At 59.8% G+C, this 17,979-nt stretch carries 11 protein-coding genes; 10 read left to right on the top strand and 1 reads right to left on the bottom strand.

Annotated elements, in window-relative coordinates; genetic code table 11:
• Window positions 1-350 precede the first annotated feature (350 nt).
• The 10 genes from O0881_RS24025 (at window position 351) to gluQRS (ending at window position 15,525) form a co-directional block, all read left to right on the top strand.
• A complete protein-coding gene (locus O0881_RS24025; RefSeq protein WP_081922859.1) occupies window positions 351-1,163 on the top strand; it encodes an outer envelope protein in 813 nt (270 codons plus the stop codon).
• 78 nt (window positions 1,164-1,241) lie between these two features.
• On the top strand, window positions 1,242-3,107 hold the full coding sequence (tssF, locus tag O0881_RS24020; RefSeq protein WP_289913365.1) for a type VI secretion system baseplate subunit TssF: 1,866 nt from the start codon (window positions 1,242-1,244) through the stop codon (window positions 3,105-3,107).
• On the top strand, window positions 3,071-4,111 hold the full coding sequence (gene tssG, locus O0881_RS24015) for a type VI secretion system baseplate subunit TssG (protein WP_289913364.1): 1,041 nt from the start codon (window positions 3,071-3,073) through the stop codon (window positions 4,109-4,111). Before tssF ends, tssG begins: the two co-directional genes overlap by 37 nt.
• A gap of 77 nt (window positions 4,112-4,188) precedes the next feature.
• Window positions 4,189-6,330 (top strand): type VI secretion system tip protein TssI/VgrG, encoded by a 2,142-nt coding sequence (gene tssI, locus O0881_RS24010; protein ID WP_289913363.1) that lies wholly within the window; start codon window positions 4,189-4,191, stop codon window positions 6,328-6,330.
• A gap of 2 nt (window positions 6,331-6,332) precedes the next feature.
• Window positions 6,333-7,631, top strand: coding sequence for a DUF2169 domain-containing protein (locus O0881_RS24005; RefSeq protein ID WP_289913362.1), 1,299 nt, complete (start codon window positions 6,333-6,335; stop codon window positions 7,629-7,631).
• Complete coding sequence (locus O0881_RS24000) at window positions 7,628-12,637, top strand: PAAR-like domain-containing protein (RefSeq protein ID WP_289913361.1); 5,010 nt, start codon at window positions 7,628-7,630, stop codon at window positions 12,635-12,637. The genes O0881_RS24005 and O0881_RS24000 overlap by 4 nt, the downstream gene beginning before the upstream one ends.
• On the top strand, window positions 12,634-13,098 hold the full coding sequence (locus O0881_RS23995) for a hypothetical protein (protein WP_289913360.1): 465 nt from the start codon (window positions 12,634-12,636) through the stop codon (window positions 13,096-13,098). The genes O0881_RS24000 and O0881_RS23995 overlap by 4 nt, the downstream gene beginning before the upstream one ends.
• A gap of 18 nt (window positions 13,099-13,116) precedes the next feature.
• Window positions 13,117-13,578: a hypothetical protein gene (locus O0881_RS23990; RefSeq protein WP_289913358.1), complete on the top strand. Its 462-nt coding sequence runs from the start codon at window positions 13,117-13,119 to the stop codon at window positions 13,576-13,578.
• A gap of 158 nt (window positions 13,579-13,736) precedes the next feature.
• A complete protein-coding gene (locus tag O0881_RS23985; protein WP_289913357.1) occupies window positions 13,737-14,087 on the top strand; it encodes a hypothetical protein in 351 nt (116 codons plus the stop codon).
• Window positions 14,088-14,610: 523 nt separating this feature from the next.
• Window positions 14,611-15,525 (top strand): tRNA glutamyl-Q(34) synthetase GluQRS, encoded by a 915-nt coding sequence (gene gluQRS, locus O0881_RS23980; protein ID WP_289913356.1) that lies wholly within the window; start codon window positions 14,611-14,613, stop codon window positions 15,523-15,525.
• Between the two features lie 74 nt (window positions 15,526-15,599).
• Here gluQRS and O0881_RS23975 read toward each other — a convergent pair whose 3' ends face one another.
• Window positions 15,600-17,825, bottom strand: a complete 2,226-nt coding sequence (locus O0881_RS23975) for a TonB-dependent receptor (protein ID WP_289913355.1) — start codon at window positions 17,823-17,825, stop codon at window positions 15,600-15,602.
• Window positions 17,826-17,979 lie beyond the last annotated feature (154 nt).

Here is a 17,979-nt window from a genome sequence, read left to right as displayed (position 1 = left end):
GCTTGGGGGATGGCGCGGCGGCGCGCATTTCTATTTCCACAAAAAAACAACACCTGTATACAATTTTGAAAAAAATTATCAGCTTTACAGCGGCCGCCTTGCCCCGCAAGGGCGAGAAGGTGCGATGATTATATGCAAGAACTGATAGTAAGTATGCAGCCAAGACATATCGCCCGACGCGGCGCTTCTCGCATCATGGATTGAACGGCGCGCAATATGCCCCATCGCAGCGCTTCATGTGGGCTACGCCCCCTGCTATTTCATTTCCCGTTTTCCAACACCGCCATCAGGAGCCGAAAGTGCCAAAAACCATACCGTGTCTGTTGCTCTGCCTCACTACCACCCTGGGCATGGGCGCGACCGCCCAGGCTGCCGAATGGAGCGATACCGCGCTGAGCTGGCGCGCCGGCAATGACTACCGCGAGCCGTTCAATCCGGACGACATCAAGAAAAACATCTTTGCCATCACGCACGCCAGCGGCTACAAATACGGCAGCAACTTCGTCAACCTCGATTTCCTCATGTCCGACAGCAAGGACCCTGGCGCGCTGGGTAAAACCTCCGGCGCGCAAGAGGCGTACCTGGTCTACCGCAACACCATCGACATCGGCAAGGTGCGCGGCAGCGACATCAAGTTCGGCCCCGTGCGCGGCGTCGGCGTCACCCTGGGCTTCGACGTCAACACGAAAAATGACGTCGGCTACAACTCGCGCAAGCGCATGCTGGTGGCCGGCCCCACCCTGATGTGGGACGTGCCCGGCTTCTTCAACACCAGCCTGCTGTTGCTGCGCGAAAGCAACGCCCCCAGCGGCGCCTTCCCGCCCATCTCGCAAGTGACGGGCCGCTACACGTATAAAACGCACGCCATGCTGACGGGCGCCTGGGGCATTCCCCTGTCGCCGCTGTTCTCGTTCGAAGGTTTCTTTAACCTCATCGATTCAAAAGGCAACGATGAAGTGGGGCGCAAGACGGCGGTGGAAACGAATATCGACATGCAAGTGATGTTCGACGTGGGCGCGGCCCTGGGCAGCGCCAAGAACACCTTCCGCGTGGGCCTGGAATACCAGTACTGGAAGAACAAGTTCGGCAACTCGCCCGCCACCACGGGCAACGTGGGCCAGACGGCGAAGACGCCGATGATACGCGCGGAGTACCATTTCTAAAATTTATTGTTACGCATCAACACACACGGTCGCGCCTGATGCCAGCATGGAGCTTTCCTGCTGGCGGAGAGCGCGACCGTGGAACAACTATTGCCGTATTACGAGCGTGAGCTGGGCCTGTTCCGCCAGTACACGCGCGAGTTTTCCAGCCGCTATCCGAAGGCGGCCGGGCGCCTGCTGATCGCTGGCGAGACGTGCGAAGACCCGCACATCGAGCGCCTGATCCAGTCCGTCGCCCTGCTCACGGCCAGGGTCGCCAAGCGCCTCGACGACGCCTATCCGCAATTTACCCATTCCCTGCTCGAAACACTGTATCCGCACTATCTGCGGCCGTTTCCCTCGTGCTCCATCGTGCGCATCGCCGCCGACGAAGCGCCGGGCGGCGGCCAGCTGGCCCAGCTTGCGCATGTGGCGCGCGGCACGGTGCTGCGCTCGCAGCCCGTGCAGGGCGTGGCTTGCAAGTTCACCAGCGCGTATGACGTAACCCTGGCGCCGCTGACCATTTCTCACCTGCATTTCTCACCGCTCCTCGACGCGCCGCCCGGCCTGCGCCTGCCCGCCGGCGCCAGCGCCTTGCTGAGCATTCAGTTCACCAGCAGCAACGAGCAGTACCACCTGGATCAGGCCGGCTTTTCCAGCCTGCGCCTGTTTGCCGATGGCGAACCGTCCGTGCGCGCGGCCCTGCTCGACGCCCTGTTCCTGCACGGCGCGGGCGCCTACGTGGCGCTGGACGAACACGGGCCGTGGCAAGCCGTCAATGGCACCTTGCTGGCGCCGGCCGGCTATGCGGACGACGAGGCGCTGATCCCCATTTCCGCCCGTTCGCACCCGGCCCTGCGCCTGCTGACCGAATACTTTGCCTTTCCGGAAAAATTTCACTTCATCGATATCGGATGGTCGCTGCTGGCGCCCCTGCTGCCGAAACAGTGCCGCCAATTCACCTTGCACCTGCCGCTCAAGGGCGTGCGCAGCGACAGCCACGAAGCGCGGCTCTTGTCCGGCGCCAGCCGCGACAACCTGCTGCTCGGCTGCACGCCCGTCGTCAACCTGTTTGCCAAGTCCGGCGTGCCGATTCGCCTCACGCATACCGAGCCCGACTACGCCTTGGTGGCCGATGCCACGCATGCGTTTGCCTACGACATCCACAACATCGAAGCCGTCACCGTGGTGCGCAAGGATCAGGCCGGCGATCGCCTGAGCGCCTTCCTGCCGCTGTATGCCTCGCTGCAAGGCGCCCAGGCCGAATATGACCAGGAGCGTGGCCAGGAATATGGTCAATACTGGCTGGCGCGCCGCGACGAAGCCGTGGCCGCCATCAGCCCCGGCCATGAAATGCGCCTGAGCCTGATCGACCCGCAATTCTCCCCGGACAGCCCGGCCAGCGCCACCGTCTCGACGCAGCTGCTGTGCAGCAACCGCGACTTGCCCGTGCAGTTGCACTACGGCTTGCCCGGCGGCGACCTGCTGGCCGAAGACGTGCCCGACGGCATCCCCGCGCGCTTCCTGCGCAAGCCCACGCCCAGCGTGCGTTTCTTGACAGACACGCACTGGCGCCTGATTGCGCACCTGTCGCTCAATTACTCGAGCCTGACGCAAGCGGGCCTGGGCGAATTCCAGAAAATGCTCAGTCTGTACGACCTGCCCCGCTCGCCCGCCACGCAGCGCCTGATCCAGGGCATCGTCACGCTTGAGCACGGCAGCACGCGCGCTTGGATGCCCACCGTACCGTTTCCCACGCTGATGCCCGGCATCGCCATCCGCCTGGGCATCGACGAGCAAGCTTTCGTCGGCTGCAGCATCTATATTTTTGCCCAGGTGCTGCAGCGCTATTTCGCCCTGAACAGCCAGCTCAACTGCTTTAGCCAACTGACGCTGCGGTCCCAACGCAGCGGCGAGGAAATCCTGCGATGCCCGGAACGCAGCGCCGACGCCACGCCAGCGTGATCCAGCAATTGCTCGACGCGCCGCAGCGCTTCGAGTGCTTCCAGGCACTGCGCCTGCTGCTGGCGTGGCTGGCCGCACACGGCGTCGACGAGCACACGGCGCTGGCAAAGTTCGTGCGCTTCGACAATAGCGTCTCGCTGCGCTTTCCCGCCAGCCAGGTCGAGGCGCTCACGACCGGCGGCATAGCCGATGCCGATGCCCTGCTGCAAGCGCTGCTGTCCGGTCAGGGCCAGCCCATCCACCTCACGCCCGCCTTCATGGGCCTGCTGGGTTGCCAGGGCAGCTTGCCCAGCCACTATTCGGAGCGCATCGCCGCGCACCAGCATAGCGAACGCGAGAATGGCCCGCGCGCTTTTCTCGACCTGTTTTCCAGCCGCGCCGTCGCCCTGTTTTACCAGGCCTGGCAAAAATACCGCATCGAACAAGCCGGCCATGCGGGCGACTTCCTGTCGCGCCTGCTGGCCCTGGCCGCTTGCCGCCCGGGCCAGGACGAGGCGGCGGCCGGCCTGTACAGCGGCTTGCTCCAGCAACACGACGTCTCGTCCATCGTCATGGCGCGCATTCTCGGCGACCATTTCGGCGTGCCCTGCCACATCGACGAGACGACGGGCGCCATGGACGTACTGGTGCCGCGCGAACAAACGGCGCTGGGCAGGGAGAACGCCGTGCTGGGCCAGCGCGCCCTCGTCGGCGCGCGCTGCCGCCGCCCCGACCTGGCCGTGCGCCTGCGCCTCGGCCCGCTCACGGCGCAGCAGCACGCCAGCTTCCTGCCCCGTGCCCCGGCCAGCCAGGCGCTGCGCCACATGCTGATGCTGTTCGGCCAGCCGCTCGTGCGCTACGACATCGTGCTGGTGCTGCGCGCCAGCGAGGTGCGGGGAATGGCGCTGACGGCCGCGCGACAAGGCGGCCTCGGTTGCAACAGTTTCCTCGGCGATACGGCAGCGCCGCGCCACCGCGATGACATGCACTACGAAATGCAATTGATGCCCTCATTCAACGATTGAACCTTGCGGTCGCGCAAAACGCTTGTGTTCGCTATTGCTACAGTCGGCCAACGATCCCTACCGTGAAGCGATGCACGATGAGCCAGTTCCCCGATACGACGGCGGCATGGATGGCAATAACGGGCGACATGCAGGGCCAGCGCCTGCTGCGCCTGCACTTTCCGCAGGGCGATGGGCCCGCCGGTATCCAGTTCCTGGCCAACAGCCTGGCCGCGAGCGAAAGCCTGTCGCGCGACTTTTCCTATGTGGTGGAAGTGCTGTCCGACGACGCCGCCATCGCGCTCGACAAAGTGATGGGCAAGATGGTGACCGTCGACCTGGTGCGCGAAGACGGCACCTTGCGCCACTTCAATGGCTACGTATTTGAATTTCGCTTCCTGCGCACGGACGGCGGTTTCGCGTTTTACGAGATGGTGCTGGAACCGTGGCTGTCGCACCTGCACTTGCGCCAAAACAATGTCGCCTTCCACGGCTTGACGGTGGCGGCGCTGACGGACAAGGTCTTCGATGATTACCTGATGCGCGACTACAAGCTGGCCGCCGGCGGTCCGGATCCCGCCATCACCTACACGTGCCAGCACAACGAGAGCGACCACAACCTGTTGCACCGCCACTGGGAACAGCTGGGCTGGCACTACCGCTACGAACACCGCCTTGACGGCCACACCTTGTGGCTGTCCGACGACAGCACATCCGGCAAGCCCATCGATGGTGATCTGAGTGAAATCCCCTTCCAGCATCAGGCCGGCTCCCTGGAAGACGATGGCGTGCATCAATGGAGCACCGTGCGGCGCATGGCGCCAAGCCAGATGACGGTAGCCAGCTTCAATTTCAAGAACCCGCGCAGCGCCCGCGCCAGCCGCGACTCGCTGAACCGGCAGGGCGCCGTGCCATCGCTGGAAGTATATGAAAACACGGGCAGCTACGGTTTTAAAAACATCGACGATGGAGAACAGCTGGCCCGGCGCCGCATGGAAGAGCGCGACGCCCAGGGACAGCTGTTCGAGGCGCAAGGCAACGATCGCACGGCGCAACCGGGACGCTGGTTCACCCTGGGCGGACATTTCGACAACGCAGCCAGCGAATACCTGATCCTGTCCGTGCACCACTACGCCAGCAACAACTATCAGCAAGGACACGGCGCCACTTCGCACTACAGCAACACCTTTACCTGCATCGCCCGCGCCATCCCCTGGCGCCCCGGCCGCAATTTCCACAGCCGCGAACCGAAGATCTACGGCGTGCAGACGGCCACCGTCGTCGGGCCGCCCGGCGAGGAAATCCACACGGACGGCTACGGGCGCGTGAAGGTGCAATTCCACTGGGACCGCCTGGGTACCTTCGACGACAAGAGTTCGCCATGGATACGCGTGATATCGAACTGGGCCGGCCCGAATTTCGGCCACATCAGCCTGCCCAGGGTGGGCATGGAAGTGGCCGTGCAATTTCTCGACGGTAACGTCGCCATGCCCCTCATCATCGGCTGCGTCTACAACGCGCGCAACATGCCGCCGTGGGAGCTGCCGGCGAACAAGACGCAGAGCGGCATGCTGAGCCGTTCCTCAAGGAAAGGTTCGACCGCGCACGCCAACGCCTTGCGCTTCGAAGACCGCAAGGATGCGGAAGAGCTGTGGCTGCATGCGGAAAAAGACCAGCGCATCGAAGTCGAGCATGACGAATCGCACTGGGTGGGCAATGACCGCCGCAAAACCGTCGACCGCGATGAAACCGTGCACGTCAAGCGCGACCGCACGGAAACGGTGGACCACGATGAAGACATCACCGTGCACAACAACCGCCGTGAGCGCGTCGACCATGACGAACACATCGACATCGGCGACAACCGCCGCGAACACGTGGGCGGCAACGAGCAGGTGCAGATCGACGGCCACCGCTCGGAACGGGTGACCCTGGCCAAGGACGAAACCATCGGCCTGGCCAAGGTGCTGACCATCGGCGCCGCCTACCAGACCACCGTCATCGGCGCCATGAACACCACCGTGGTGCTGGCGCAGGCCGAGCAGATCGGCCTGGCGAAAAGCGTCATCGTCGGCGCCGACAGCACACTCACGGCCGCCGACTCGCACACGATGACGGTGGGCACGTCCAGCATCACCATCACGCCGGGTCGCATCGAACTCGTTGCCGATGAAATCATCATCCGCGGCAGATCGAAGGTACAGATCCATGGCGATGACATCGACAACAATCCGGGCTGACGATGAACGACGCCGGCACAGCCCATTTCGATATTCCCAACCTGCTGTTCGACAACCGCACGCCGCACGCGGCCAGCCAGTTCGACATGCTCGACCAGTTTGGCGAGGCCTTCCATGTGGTGGTGGCGCGCATGGGCTACACGCTTGGCCCCTGCGGCGCGGACGGCCTGGCCAGCCTGCTGCCCATGGCGCGCCAGTCGCCGCTGGCCACGCAAGACCTGCACCTGGACGACGACACGCAGGCGGGCACCGTGCAGGAAAGCGACTTCGCGCCCTATAAACCGCGCTGCGACGTGATCGTCAATGGCGTGGCGCACGCGCCGCGCGGCCAGGCGATGCCGCAATTTCTCGTCAACCTGAAGGTGCAGTCGGAAAAGAAGACCCTGATCGACAAGACCCTGCAAGTGTGCGGCGAACGCGCCTTCCGCAAGAAAGCCGTCCTCACGCGCCTGGTGCAAGGCTGCGCCCGCATCGCCACCGTGGGCTTGCTGCGGCCCAATCCGTGGCAGCTATCTGCACCGGTAGCGTTCCTGCAATTGCCGCTGCACTACAGCTACGCGTACGGCGGGCAATGCCGCATCGAGGCCGATGACTGCAACGCGGCGGCGCACGACTCCTGCCAGGCCAATCCCCTGGGACGCGGTTTCGCGCGGCACTGGTACCTGGATGGAAAACATATCGATGAGGTGCCCGCGCCCCGTATCACGCAGCCGTCGCTGCCGTGCACGGCCGCCCAGTTCTGGCAAGGCGCCGGCGGCAAGGAACTGCCGCCGCCGGCGGGGCTGGCCGTTATCGGCCGTGGCTGGCTGCCGCGCCGCGCGCTGGCCGGCAACATCGTCGTCAAGGATCAATGGGATGCCTCCGACATCCCCGCCCTGCCGGAGGACTTCGATTTCGCGTACTGGAACAGCACGCCGCCCGACCAGCAATGCCCGCATCTGGCGGGACGGGAACAATTCACCTTGACCAATCTGTGCCGTCACGACCATCGCTCGGCCCGCATCGACCCGCGCGGCAACACGGTGCTGCGCTTTTCCCTGCCTCGGCAGGTGCTGTGTTTGCTGCTGGCGGACAAGAACGACCAGTTGCTCGTCCGGCGCCTGGCCATCGATACGGTGCTGGTCGATCCCGAGGCAGGCACCGTGGAACTGGTGTGGCGCGCCATCGTACCGGCCGACGCGGGCCAGGTCGCGTCGCGCCTGCTGCACGTGATGGAGCCGGCGCAGATCGCCCGCATCGAACTGCTGGAACAGGCGCAGGAAGCGCTAAGCGAAGCCGCCAGGCAAGGCAAGAAACCATGACGAATGAAACCGTCACCAAGGCCTCGCGCTTCTATTGTGTCAGCCTCAGCCCTGACATTTGCAAGACACCCGTCGGCTCCAGCACGCCCCCTATTCCCTACAACATCATCGGCGAATTCTCGGAAGCACAGAACGCCTCGCCCAACGTCAAGTCGCACAGCGAACCCGTCATCCTGCACCAGCGCAGCACCATTCCCACCGTCAAGGGTGACGCGGCCGGCAAGGCGGGCGGCATCAAGAGCGGCACCGTCGGCAAGCAGGTCGACACCAAGGTGGCCAGTCCCATCCACCGCGCCAATGGCGCCAAGCTGGTGCAGATGGGGCGCGAAGTGTGGATGAATTCGCGCAATACCGTGGGCAAGATTTATGAACGGGGTGGGGAGGCGGCGAAGCCCGTGCTCAAGGAACTGAAGACGGCGATACGGGAAGCGGCACAAGATTACAAGGATCATGGCTCCAGGAAAATGCATGGCGCCGCCGAAGATCTGGTAGACGTGGGCGGCACCGTGCTGACAGGCAGCGCCGTGCTGGGAGTCGCCGGACTGGGCGTTGCGGCAACGGGAGTCGGCGCCCCCGCTGCCGCCGCGATGGAAGCGGGCGCGGCAGCGGGCGCTGTGGCCGGCACGGCGACCGTTGCGACAGGCACGGCCATGGATGCATCGGCCACGGTGCTCGACCAGGCGGCCGATTACATATTGACAGGCAAGACCCCTGATTTACTCAATACGGCCTCGGACATCGTCACGAATGCGGCAGGCACATTACTGCAAACAGCGGTGTTCAGCAAGATTCCTGGTGGAAAAATACTGAGCAAATTCCTCGGCAAAAAAGCGGCGCCGACCATCAACAAGGTGAAGGACAAGCTGGTCGGAAAAAAGCCGGACAAGCCACCGCCAAAACTCGACAAACCGCCCCCGAAAAACGGCGGCGACGACGGCAAGAGCCGTGGCAAGAAAGAACCGAAATCGGAGCCGCCGTCCGACTGCTGCCCCAAGGATAGCGGGCCCGCGAAAAAACCCGTCAAGGGCCGCAAGCCCGTGCATTTCGGCACGGGCCAGGAAATCCTGTACCAGACGGATTTCACGCTCGAACGCAGCATCCCCATCGCCTGGACGCGCTGCTACCGTTCCGGCGCCGCATGCGAAGACGGGGGCTTGCTGGGCGCGCGCTGGTCCACGCCCTACACCACCAGCCTGTCGCTGTGCGATGCAGGCATCGTCTACCACGACGACAGCGGCCGCGCCCTGCGCCTGCCGCACCTGGAACCGGGCCAGCGGCACGACAGCCGCAAGGAAGGTTTTACGCTCACGCGCGACGGCGCCGACACCTTTACCGTGCTATGGCGCGACGGCAGCGTCGACCGCTACGCGCACGCTGAAGGCGGCTGGCTGCCGCACGGCTACGACGGCGTCAACGCCATGCTGGCCCCGACCGCTCCCGTCGCCACGCAACGCTTTGCACTCGTGCGTAGCGAAGGGCGCGACGGACGCGGCATCAGCATCGACCGCTTGATCGATGCCAAGGCGGGCGAAGTGCTGCTGCGCCTGCGCAGCGACGATGGCTGCGTGCTCGAAGCCATGCGCGGGGAGTCGGAAAAGGCCATCCACATCGGAAGAGTCGACGAGGTGTTGCCAGACGGCAGCCGCCTCTGCCACGTCCGCTACGCCTATGCCATCGAGACGAACGATACCCTGGCGCCCTTCGCGCCGCGCCACAACCTGGTCAGCCAGTCGAATGCGCTGGGCGACACGCGCAGCTATGCCTACCGTCACCATTTGCTCACGTCGTGCAGCAGCTACACAGGCTTTGCCTACGAACTCGATTGGATCAGCTTGGATGCGCTGCGCGCCCGCTGGAGCGGTTCTCCATTGAGCGAGCCGGAGCTGGACGAACGTTTCCCCGTCTCCTTGGCCAACAGCTACCAGGCGCGCGCCATCGCCACGCTCGCCCAGGACGGCAGCGAGCACACGCGCATCGATTACGTGGACAACGACACCAGCCGCGTCACGGAAAACGGCGGCATCCTCGAATACACATTCGACGCCAACTGGCTAGTCACCGAAGTGCGTCGCGTCATCGATGGCAAGGCTGCCTCGCTGGGCCGGCGCGAATGGGACCGCGATGGCATGCTGCTGGCCGATATCGACGCCAACGGCGCCGCCATGCGCTATGCCTACGATGCAGCCGGCAACCTGACCCGCAGCACCGATGCCAAGGGACACAGCAGCAGCATCGACTACGATGCCGGAAATCAACCTATCGCCTTCACGGATGCGCTGGGCAACACCACCTTGCGCGAATACGACGCGGCAGGCCGTCCCGTCAGCATCACGGATGCACTGGGCCACGCCACGCGCTACCGCTACGACGAGCGCGGCCAACTGGTGGAACTGATCGACGCCAGGGGCGGCAGCAAATATTTTCAGTACAACCGCCAGGGTTCGCTGACCAGCTACACGGATTGCTCCGGCCACACCAGCGAATACCGCTACGATGCGCTGGGGCGGCTGGCAACAGCCCGCGATGCACTGGGCCATGCCACCCGCTATGAGTATGACGCGCTGGGCCGGCTGATCCGTCTCACGGCGCCCGATCAAACTTGGGAGCAATACGCCTACGATGAGGACGGCAATCTGCTCCTGCACGTGGATGCGGCCGATCAGCAGACGCGCTACCGCTACAACGGCCAGGGCTTGCCCGTCGAACGCACGGACGCCATCGGCCAGACCTTGCAGTATCGCTACGATGGCGCGCTGCAACTGACGGAATTGATCAATGCCAAGGGCGAAAGCTACCGGCTCGCGTATCACGCGGAAGGCTGGCTGACGTCGGAAACAGGCTTCGATGGCAAGCGCACCGAGTACAGTTACGACCAGGCCGGCAACCTGACCGCCACCGAGTGCGGCAGCCAGCGCACGCAGCTGCTGCGCGACGTGCTCGGTTTGTTGCAAGTCAAGGCCACGGCGGATGGCGTGGTGCGCTACGCCTACGATGCGCTGGGCCGCCTGACGGCCGTGTCCGCGCCACAAGCCGAACAACGCTTTGTCCACGATGCGCTGGGCCAGCTGATCGAGGAGCGCAGCGCCTGCTTCCTGCAAGACTTGCCAGAGACGGCACGGTTGCCGAACGCCCCGCGCGTACCGGACGCCAGCTTTGTCATGACGCATGCCTATGACGAACTGGGCAACCGCATCCAGACGGTCTTGCCGAACGGTCGCCGCATCGATACCTTGCGCTACGGCTCCGGCCACTGGCATGGCGTGCTGTGGCAAGGCAAGGCCGTGGTCGACGTGGAGCGCGACAAGCTGCACCGGGAAAAGCAGCGGCAGCTGGGCAGCAGCGGCTTGCTGGCCACGCGCCAGTACGACCCGCAATCGCGGCTCACCCAGCTGACCCTGGCACGCGGCGCCAATGCGCCCGCCCCTGTGCGCGAACGCCGCTTCGACTACGATGCGCAAGGCAACCTGACCACTATTTTCCAAACGGGTTCCACGGCTGCCGCCCCGCTCGGCAAACTCAGCTACGCCTATGACCCCGTCGGCCAGTTGCTGTCCGCCGTGCAAGCGGGCCTGGCCGAACACTTCACCTTCGATCCGGCCGGCAATCTGGTCGACACTGCGCCCGCTACCGGCAACGTCCTGCAACGCTACGGCGATACGGAATACGACTACGACGAGCAAGGCAATGCCACCGGCAAGCGCTTCCATCCACCGGGCAGGGAATCGACGTGGAGCGACCTGGCGCTTGAATACGACGCCGAAAACCGCCTCAGCCACACCACCAGGACAGAACGCCAGTCGCGCCACCGCGCCCGCTATTTTTATGACGCCTTCAGCCGCCGCATCGCCAAGCGGGTAGAAGAAGCACACTGGAGCAATCGGCAGGACATCACCAAAGACCAGCCCGCACGCACTAGCGCCGCCACCACATTCTTCGTCTGGGACGGCGACACGCTGGCACAGGAACTTGGGCACGAAGAAACGGTCACATATTTATACGAGCCGGACAGCTTCGTGCCGCTGGCCAGGATCAGTTCGCCAACCTGCCGCCAGGCAAGTGCGGTCTACCTGCCGCGCATCGCGCAGTGGGATTTACCCGCCACCCGGCACGACGTCGAACTACAGGCAGCCATTGCGCAAGAACAGGCGGACATTGAAGCGCATCATGTATCGGCATGGCAAGGTATCCAGGCAGCAGCCGGCGACGCGGCAGCACACGACCGCATCACCCACTACCACTGCGACCACCTGGGCACGCCACGCGAGTTGACGGATGCGCAAGGGAGCGTGGTCTGGAGCGGGCGCTACAAGGCTTGGGGGCGCTTGCTTTATGTGGAAGGGGAAATCGAGCAGCCGCTGCGGTTTCAGGGGCAGTATGAAGATCAAGAGACGGGACTGTTTTATAACCGGTATCGCTACTATGACTCGGATGTAGCTCGGTATGTGACGCAAGATCCGGTTGGCTTGCTTGGTGGACTGAACAGCTATCAATACGCGCCAAACCCGATTTTATGGATTGATCCATTAGGACTGGCGAAAAACGCAAAGAATTGTCTTAAAAATCCGATTTGTAACGCATGTACAGGTCGTGATCCGGCTAGTGAAGCAAGAAATTGGCAAGGTCCGCATAATTATCCATATTTAGGTCAAGATATTTATACTAATGTTGTCGTAAAAAAGGGAACCGTGTTATTTACTTTATATCCACATGGACCTGCACCGGGAAACTACTTCTCCAAGGCGGATGCAGTTTTGGCAAACGGTGAGGCGAGAAAATTCAACGACGCGGTACAGGTAGCACATGCAGATAATTCCAAGCATAAAGGGGTTCGCCCCATGCGTACAAAACTTCATGTATATGTATTAAAGGAAGATACTTGCATGGCAGAGGGGATATCAAGAAACAATCCAAATTTTGGGCCAGGAGGTGCGCAGCAATTATTTTTAGAAAATAGAAATAAAAAAAATCTAATTGATACTGGAAAAATAATATCTTTAAAAAAATGAAAAAAATATCCTTCGACACAAAAAATGGTTATCTACTATTAGATAACATAATAATTGCGCCACTTAAAGAATATGAATTTACCAAAACCGCAGAAGAAAATGACATCAAAATAGAAAACAATCAAACAAACACCTATATGCATAATTTATCAACGTGCGGAAGCTTGAATGAATTTGAATTTGGCATAAATTTTACTTTTGAAAATTATTTCATGACGAGTGTTTGGCTATCGTGGGATGGAGGAAACACAAAAAAATATGGATACAACATAACAGAAAACCAGCTAATAGCCGATAAGAACAACCTAGCCAGATTACTTTCTGAAGTCTTTGGCAAAAATCCTGATGAGATAAAAAAATCATTTTCTTCATTTAATTTTCCGTGGGGCAACATTTCAGCTTCAGCATCTCCTCAATCTGCGATGGCGTCAATTGGAATGTCTTGGAAAAGAGTTGATTAATCTGAAAGGGGTAGCAGCATGGTGAAATTTAAAAAAAATTATTCGGCCTCTACTACAATGTCATTCATGGAATCCAGAAAAGAAACTCCCATTTTAGATACCATCAATATAGGAATATATTGCCTGAATTTTGACGAGGCAAAAAATTTTTACATTGAGAATCTAGGATTTTATATTACGATGGATAGCACTATTCAATGTGATTCAGGTACCAGTCGTCGACTGATGATGGCGCACGAATCCAACAAAAATTTCTCAATAGAATTCATCCATCCTTCAAGCATTGAGCAAGCACATCACGTAGGTAGCAAAGGTGGTACGATTAATTTATTTACTTTACCAACGAAAAATATTGACATACTCAAGGAGCGACTGGGGGAAAATGCTTTTTTCGTCAATTACGTAGAGACTCCCTACGCGAGTTTTCTAAGCGTGGAAGATACGATGGGGAAAATTATTTGCCTCTACGAACCGTGCTGACCACTGCGATCATTCGTTTCAAGATGCATGATTAGAAATCATGCATAATAAAGTGAAAAAATTTGAAATAACAGGCTCTTTTTTTTGACTTCATTGATGGATCACTGATCATCAATGGAAAGGTTACATTATCGAAAAAAGCTCCAGCAGAACATTTCATGAACAACATTGTCAATATATTTCATATCGAACCCAGGACAAAAGGGCCAGGAATATATGTTTTTGACATTAATGACTGGATAGGCGACCACATTGTCGAGTTAATTATTGCAAAAGAAAAGCTCCTCAAGATAGATTGCATATTAATTAATTATTTTGAAAATAATTCTGTGGGCAACGGCGTGAGTGAATCATCATTAGTCAAAAAAATTCAACTAAAGTCTGGCATTCCCGGTCAGATGAAGGGACTATCAGAAATAGTATTTCAATTTTCGTGGGGAAGCATTATCGTACGACATGACATTAAAGCATCATCTTCCTGCATAATCTTGCGGTACAAAACAGCCTGAAAATCAGCCATCATGTCGAAAATAAATGAGGATTGCAAATCGCACGTCAATATAGAAAAATCGATAGAGGTGCAGCAACGAATAATGGAGTTTATAAAAAATAGTGCAACTTTTTTCCCAAAATCAAGTGATATACGATGGCTGATTTTATTGAAGAAACTACCTCTAAAATTAAAAATATGTATCTTTGATGAAATTTCTTTTGGAAATTGCTTGATAGCATTGCATTCTTCCGGCTGGCCAGAGAAGGGGAGCGTTGTAGCGCTGTTAAATAGCAAGTTCAGAACGAAGGAATTCGACAAGGATTTTCATTTCAGAGCGCTCAACGATCCGCATTACTGTAACGAAGAAATTTCATATGCGGAAGATAACGTTACGTATTTGATTATAAATTAGATAACAACAAGAATAGGCCAAGATTTGACTTGACCGACGCCCTGCACGATACTTGCCGCTGTCGCCAAAGCTCTCCGCCCGGAGCAATCAACCGTCAGCAACTGTCACCACCATCCACACTCACCGCATGCCCTCCTCCCCCTACATCGGCCGCTTCGCCCCCTCGCCCTCCGGCCCACTGCACATGGGTTCGCTCGTTGCCGCCATGGCCAGTTATCTCGATGCGAAGGTGCATCATGGAACGTGGCTGCTGCGCATCGAGGACCTGGACTATGACCGCAATGTCGAGGGTGCCGATCGGGGCATCCTGGCCAGCCTGCAGCGCTGCGGCATGCAGTGGGATGGCGAGGCGACGTGGCAGAGCAAGCGCTTGCCGCTGTACGAGGCGGCGCTGAAGCAGTTGCAGGACGATGGCCTCGTGTATGCGTGCGGCTGTTCGCGCAAGGAAATCCAGGATTCGGTGTTGCTGGCGGGCGGGCCCAAGGGTGGGGCCGCCGTGTATCCGGGCACTTGCCGCCATGGCTTGGCGCCGGGCAAGGCGGCACGGGCCTTGCGGCTGCGGGTGCCGCAGGGGGCCGAAGCCGTGTACGCTTTTGCCGACCGCTGGGCGGGTCCGCAGCGGCAGGACCTGGCCAGCGAGGTGGGCGACTTCATCGTGCTGCGCGGCGATGGTTACTGGGCGTATCAGCTGGCCGTCGTGGTCGACGATGGCGCGCAGGGCATCACGCAGGTGGTGCGCGGCGCGGATTTGCTCGATTCCACGCCGCGCCAGCTGTACCTGCAGGATGTACTGGGCTTGCCCCATCCCGGCTTCCTGCACGTGCCTGTCGTCACGAACGACAGCGGCGAAAAGCTGTCCAAGCAGACGGGCGCCCTCGCCTTTGATACGGCAAGCAATGCCGCCGACCTGCTGGCGTCGGCGCTGCTGCCGGCGGCCCGCTTCCTCGGCCTCGACGTGCGTGCCGACAAGGTGGAAGACTTCTGGCGGCAAGCCATTCCCGCCTGGGCGCAGCGGCTGGCGCAGCTTCCCGAGCATCCATAAAAAAACCCGCCGCGGCGAACCGGGCGGGCAGCAATGCAGGCGCCAGCACATGGCCGGCACCTGGTATCAGGCAATTAGAAGTTGCCCTTGAACTGCACACCAAACTGACGTGGCTCATTGATGAAGCCCGTGCGGTTGTTGAAGTCGATGGCGCCCGTGATACGCTGGGTGTCGGTGATGTTGCGGCCAAAAACGGCCATTTCATACTTGCCGGCATCCCAGGTGTAGCCCACGCGCAAGCCACCTTCGACCATCGGCTTGCCGGTGAACTCGGTGGACTCGTACAGGAAGAAGTTGATCTTGCTGCGGTAAGCCCAGTCCGTGAAGACGAAGAATTCGCCGTTTTCCATCGGGATCGAATAACGGCCCGTGGCGGTAACCGTCCACTTCGGCGCTTGCGGCAACGGATTGCCATTGATGATGGCGAAGCCGGCGGCGTTTTTCGGATCGGTCACGGTGCAGCTGCGGCATGTGGCCACCGACAGGCTCGGATCCTTGATTTCCGTGAAGTTGTAGCTGCCGCCCAGGGACATCTTCAGGCTAGGCGTGACAAAACCTTCCAGTTCCAGTTCCGCGCCGCGGCCATTCGTCTTGGCTGCGTTGATCAAACGCGTCACGTTCGAGGTGCCGCCAACGACCGTCAGTTGCTGGTTTTTCACCTGGTAGTTATACAGGCTGAAAGCAACGCGGGCACGGCGCTCGAACAGGTCGGCCTTGATGCCCGCTTCGACCGAGGTAATGGTTTCCGCATCGGCCACGGTCACAGATACATCCTTGCTGGCTGGCGCGATACTTGGCGCGCGGAAACCGGTAGCGACACGGCCGTAGAAGTTCACGTCCTTGTTGTACTTGTAGGTACCGCTCAGGTCCCAGTTGACCTTGGCTTTGCTGACATCGGCGCTGGTCGGGTTGATTTGCGGGACGTTGGTCGCAATCACCGTGTTGAAATCCTTCTTGTCCTTGGTGTAGCGCAAGCCGGCACGCACCATGAAGTCATCGTTGACGGCGTAGTTGACGGAACCGAAGGTGGCCCAGGCACTGTTTTTCTGGCGGCTGGCCAGGTGCGAAACGAGCGCATGGTCGCTACCGCCGAAATTATCCGTGTAGCCGTTGGCATCTTCGTTGAAGTAGTACACGCCAGCCTGCCAATTGAGCGGACCGGCATTTTTCGATTCGGCGCGGAATTCTTGCGAGTACTGTTTCACGCTGCTGATGCCGCCAGCCGTTTCCACCGGGAATGGAATCGCTGGCACCATGCCTTTTGCGCCACCGTCGATGTCGCCATGCGACACATACTTGCCCACGCGTTCGAAACCGGTGATCGAGTACAGCTTGACGCCGTCGAGTTCCCAGCTCAGGCGGGCGCTGGCGCCATTGGTGCGCAGCTCCTGGAAGTTCAAGGCATCGGTGTAGGATTTGGTCGGATTGAAACCGTCGACCAGGTCATTCGTGCCCAGCTTGATGGCGTTGGCGAAGAACACGCGCGCGCTGCCCGTGGTGCTGCGCTGATGCACGTTGAACAGGGCGTTGAACGTGCCGTTCGGCGCATACATCAGTTGCACGCGTTCCGCGTGTTCGTTGTAGCCGTCCAGCGCGTTTTTCTGGCCCGTAAACGTGTTGTCGACGTAATCGTCACGGTGCTGGCGCAAGGTCGAGACACGCATCGCCCATTCTTTGCTCAGCGGCACGTTGACGGCACCGTCGAAATTGGTGGTGTTGTGCGTGGCGGCGGAAACGTTGTAATAGCCTTCAACCTTGTCCAGGTTCGGCTTGACGGATTCGAACTTGACCACGCCGGCAGGCGTATTGCGGCCGAACAAGGTGCCTTGCGGGCCGCGCAGCACTTCCACGCCAGCCACGTCGAAAATCGGATAGCCCTTGAGGATAGGGTTTTCTTGCACGACATCGTCGTAAATCAGGGAAACAGGTTGCGATGCAAAGATGTTGAAGTCGGTATTGCCGTAGCCGCGGATGTAGAAGCGGGGGAAGGTGCGGCCATTCGACGATTCCACGTTCAGGCTCGGCACTTTGCCGGCCAGCACGCGAATGTCTTGTCCACCGGACACCAGCACGTCGAGCTTTTCATCACGCAGCAGCGACACGGAGACGGGCACGTCGCGGATATTTTCCTTGCGGCGCTGCGCCGTCACGGTCACGGTTTCCAGCTGGCTGGCGGCAGGGGTCGTATCAGCAGCGACTTCATCAGCATAAGCCGAGCCGATAGGCAAGGCAGCGGACAGTGCCAGCATAGCAGCGCTTTTGGCGCACAAACGCTTGTGCATCTTGGACATCTTGATCATGTTGTTTCCCAGAAGTTTAAAAAAGAATTGCGAAACCTGTCTCCGGGTTATGTACGGCGCTGGATGATCGTTTGCACCATTTCGGTGCAACAGCGCGAGCGGATGTCTCTCCGCTCTCGGCGTCACTGGCTCTGCCCTGGCTGTCGTTCAAGCT

The sequence above is a fragment of the Janthinobacterium sp. SUN100 genome (assembly GCF_030397705.1).
GTDB lineage: Bacteria > Pseudomonadota > Gammaproteobacteria > Burkholderiales > Burkholderiaceae_D > Janthinobacterium > Janthinobacterium kumbetense.
The sequence above is the reverse complement of the archived record's forward strand: the minus strand, read 5'-3'. Positions and strand labels throughout refer to the sequence as shown.